The organism is Stenotrophomonas maltophilia group sp. Smal13 (genome assembly GCF_030236855.1).
GTDB lineage: Bacteria > Pseudomonadota > Gammaproteobacteria > Xanthomonadales > Xanthomonadaceae > Stenotrophomonas > Stenotrophomonas maltophilia_A.
In genome coordinates, this window is the sequence record NZ_JASJSQ010000162.1 from 1 (window position 1) to 2,965 (window position 2,965).

2 protein-coding genes are annotated in these 2,965 nt (G+C 68.7%); both read left to right on the plus strand.

Going from position 1 to position 2,965, the window contains the following annotated elements; genetic code table 11:
- Nucleotides 1–124: 124 nt before the first annotated feature.
- The gene (locus QRO95_RS25075; RefSeq protein WP_285303726.1) at nucleotides 125–2,173 is read left to right on the plus strand and encodes an ATP-dependent DNA helicase; all 2,049 of its coding nucleotides are present in this window, start codon (nucleotides 125–127) and stop codon (nucleotides 2,171–2,173) included.
- Between the two features lie 9 nt (nucleotides 2,174–2,182).
- On the plus strand, nucleotides 2,183–2,896 hold the full coding sequence (tsaB, locus tag QRO95_RS25080) for a tRNA (adenosine(37)-N6)-threonylcarbamoyltransferase complex dimerization subunit type 1 TsaB (protein WP_285303728.1): 714 nt from the start codon (nucleotides 2,183–2,185) through the stop codon (nucleotides 2,894–2,896).
- Nucleotides 2,897–2,965 lie beyond the last annotated feature (69 nt).

Here is a 2,965-nt window from a genome sequence, read left to right on the forward strand (position 1 = left end):
CCCAGCACGCAGAAACCCAGAGCCGTTAACAACGTCGTTGCCGTTGCCGTTGCCGTTGCTGGTGCTCTGGCTCTGGCTTGAAACGGGTGCCGGGCAGCGCCCGGCCGGGTATCCTTTCCCTCTGATGTCCGACCTTGTCCATGCCAGCCGCGAAGCCCTCAGCGACGGCGGCGCGCTCGCCTCGCACCTGGATGCATTCGTCCCGCGTCCGGCACAGCTGCACCTGACCGAAGCCATCGCCGATGCGCTGCAGCAGCGTGATCTGCTGCTGGCCGAGGCCGGTACCGGCACCGGCAAGACGTTTGCCTATCTGGTGCCGGTGCTGCTGTCCGGGTTGCGCACCATCATCTCCACAGGCACCCGCGCGCTGCAGGACCAGCTCTACCACCGCGATCTGCCGCGGGTGCGCCAGGCACTCGGGGTCGGCCTGCGCAGTGCGCTGCTGAAAGGGCGTGCGAACTACCTGTGCCGCTATCGCCTGCAGCAGGCGCGCGGCGAACCGCGGTTTTCCAGTCCCGAGCAGGCCGCGCAGTTCCAGCGCATCCTGGCCTGGTCCGGTCGCTCGGAGTTCGGTGACATCGCCGAGCTCGACGGGCTGGCCGACGACTCCCCATTGCTGCCGATGGTCACCTCCACCGTCGACAACTGCCTGGGCACCGATTGCCCGTTCTGGGATGACTGCTTCGTGGTGCGTGCGCGGCAGCGTGCACAGGCTGCCGATGTGGTGGTGGTCAACCATCACCTGCTGCTGGCCGATCTGGCCCTGAAGCAGGATGGCTTCGGTGAACTGCTGCCGGGCGCCCAGGCCTTCGTCATCGACGAGGCGCACCAGTTGCCCGAACTGGCCGCGCAGTTCTTCGGCGAGGGTTTTGGCATGCGCCCGTGGCAGGAGCTCGGGCGCGATTGCCTGGCTGAAGCACGCGGTGTGGGCGGCGCGCAGTCGGCGCTGCAGGAACCGGTCGACCAGTTGCAGCAGGCGCTGCTGGCGCTGCGTTCGGCGATGGAGGGACTGCCGCCGCGTGGCACGCAATGGCGCGCGCTGGCGATGCCACAGGTGCGCGACGGATTCGATACGGTGATGGCAGGGTTGGTGACCCTGGAGCAGGCATTGCAGCCGCTGCGCGAAGCGGCGGCGGGTCTGGATGCCTGTCATGCGCGGGCGCGCGAGGCGGTCTCGCGGCTCAGCCGCTGGCTGGGCGATGACGAACCCACTCTCGATTTCGACACCGATCCGTCGGAAGCGAGCAGTGCGGCCGATGTGCTCTGGTACGAGCTTACGCCGCGTGGTTTCCGTTGCCAGCGCACGCCGATGGATGTGTCCGGTCCGCTGCGTGAGCATCGCGAGCGCAGCCGTGCCGCGTGGATCTTCACTTCGGCAACGCTGACCGTTGGCGGTGGTTTCGATCACATCGCCACCCGCCTGGGCCTGGACGATCCGCACACGCTGGTGCAGCCAAGCCCGTTCAATTGGCCCGAGCAGGCGCTGTGCTACCTGCCCGAAGGCCTGCCCGATCCGGCGGCGCGCGGGTTTGGCACCGCGCTGATCCAGACCTTGCGGCCGGTGTTGCAGGCCTCGCAGGGCAGGGCCTTCCTGTTGTTCGCCTCGCACCGTGCATTGCGTGAGGCCGCCGAGGCATTGCGCGACGGGCCATGGCCGCTGTTTGTGCAGGGCGAGGCACCGCGCGCGACGCTGCTGCAGCGCTTCCGTGAATCCGGCAATGGCGTGCTGCTCGGCTCGGCCAGTTTCCGCGAGGGCGTGGATGTGGTCGGCGAAGCGCTGAGCGTGGTGATGATCGACAAGCTGCCGTTCGCGGCGCCGGACGATCCGGTGTACGAGGCGCGGCTGGAGGCGATCCGCAGCCAGGGCGGCAATCCGTTCCGCGACGAGCAGTTGCCGCAGGCGGTGATCGCATTGAAGCAGGGTGTCGGCCGCCTGATCCGCAGCGAGAGCGACCGTGGCGTGCTGGTACTGTGCGACCCGCGCCTGCTCAACCGGGGCTATGGCCGGGTCTTCCTCGATTCGCTGCCGCCGTTCCGGCGTACTCGCAGCCTGGCCGATGTGCAGGCCTTCTTTACGCCACAATGGGTGCCCGTGTCCGATGATGCGGCTGCCCCAGTCGCTGTTGCGACCGGCCCTGAGCCGGCGCCCGGTGCCACGTTCCCCCTGTTCTGACCCGATCCGATGAAACTGCTCGCCTTTGAAACCGCCACCGAAGCCTGTTCCGTTGCCCTGCATGTCGATGGGCAGGTGCTGGAACGCTTCGAGATTGCCCCGCGCCGGCACGCCGAACTGAGCCTGCCGTGGGCGGAGGCGCTGCTGGCCGAAGCCGGCATCAGTCGCCGCCAGCTGGACGGCATCGCGCTCAGCCGCGGCCCGGGTGCGTTCACCGGCGTGCGTCTTGCGATCGCGATTGCCCAGGGCATTGCGCTGGCCCTGGACCGTCCGCTGTTGCCGGTCTCGACGCTGCAGGTGCTGGCGTTGCGGGCACCGGCGGAAGAAACGCAGATCCTGTCAGCGATCGATGCGCGGATGGGCGAACTCTACGTTGCCCGCTTCGAGCGCGTGGACGGCCTGCCGGTGGCGCGTGATGCCGAGCGCGTATGCGCACCCGCTGCGGTATCGCTGCCGGAAGGGCTGTCCGCCTACGGCGTTGGTACCGGTTTGGGTGCGGCCGAGGGTGCGCTTGTTACGCAGTTGGGCGCTGGCCTGCGCGGCGTTGATGCCACTGCGCTGCCGCGGGCATCGGACGTGCTGGCGCTCGCGGTGCCGGCCTTCGCGCGCGGCGAAGCCATCGCACCGGAGAAGGTCGAGCCGGCGTACCTGCGTGACAACGTGGCACTGACCCTGGTCGAGCAACAGGCCGCGCGCGAGGCGAAGGCGAAGGCCAACGGCTGAGCCCCTCGTGGCGGGGTTGGTTGATCGCGTAAATCAAAAGCCGCGCTTGGCCGGGGGGGGTGGGTTCGC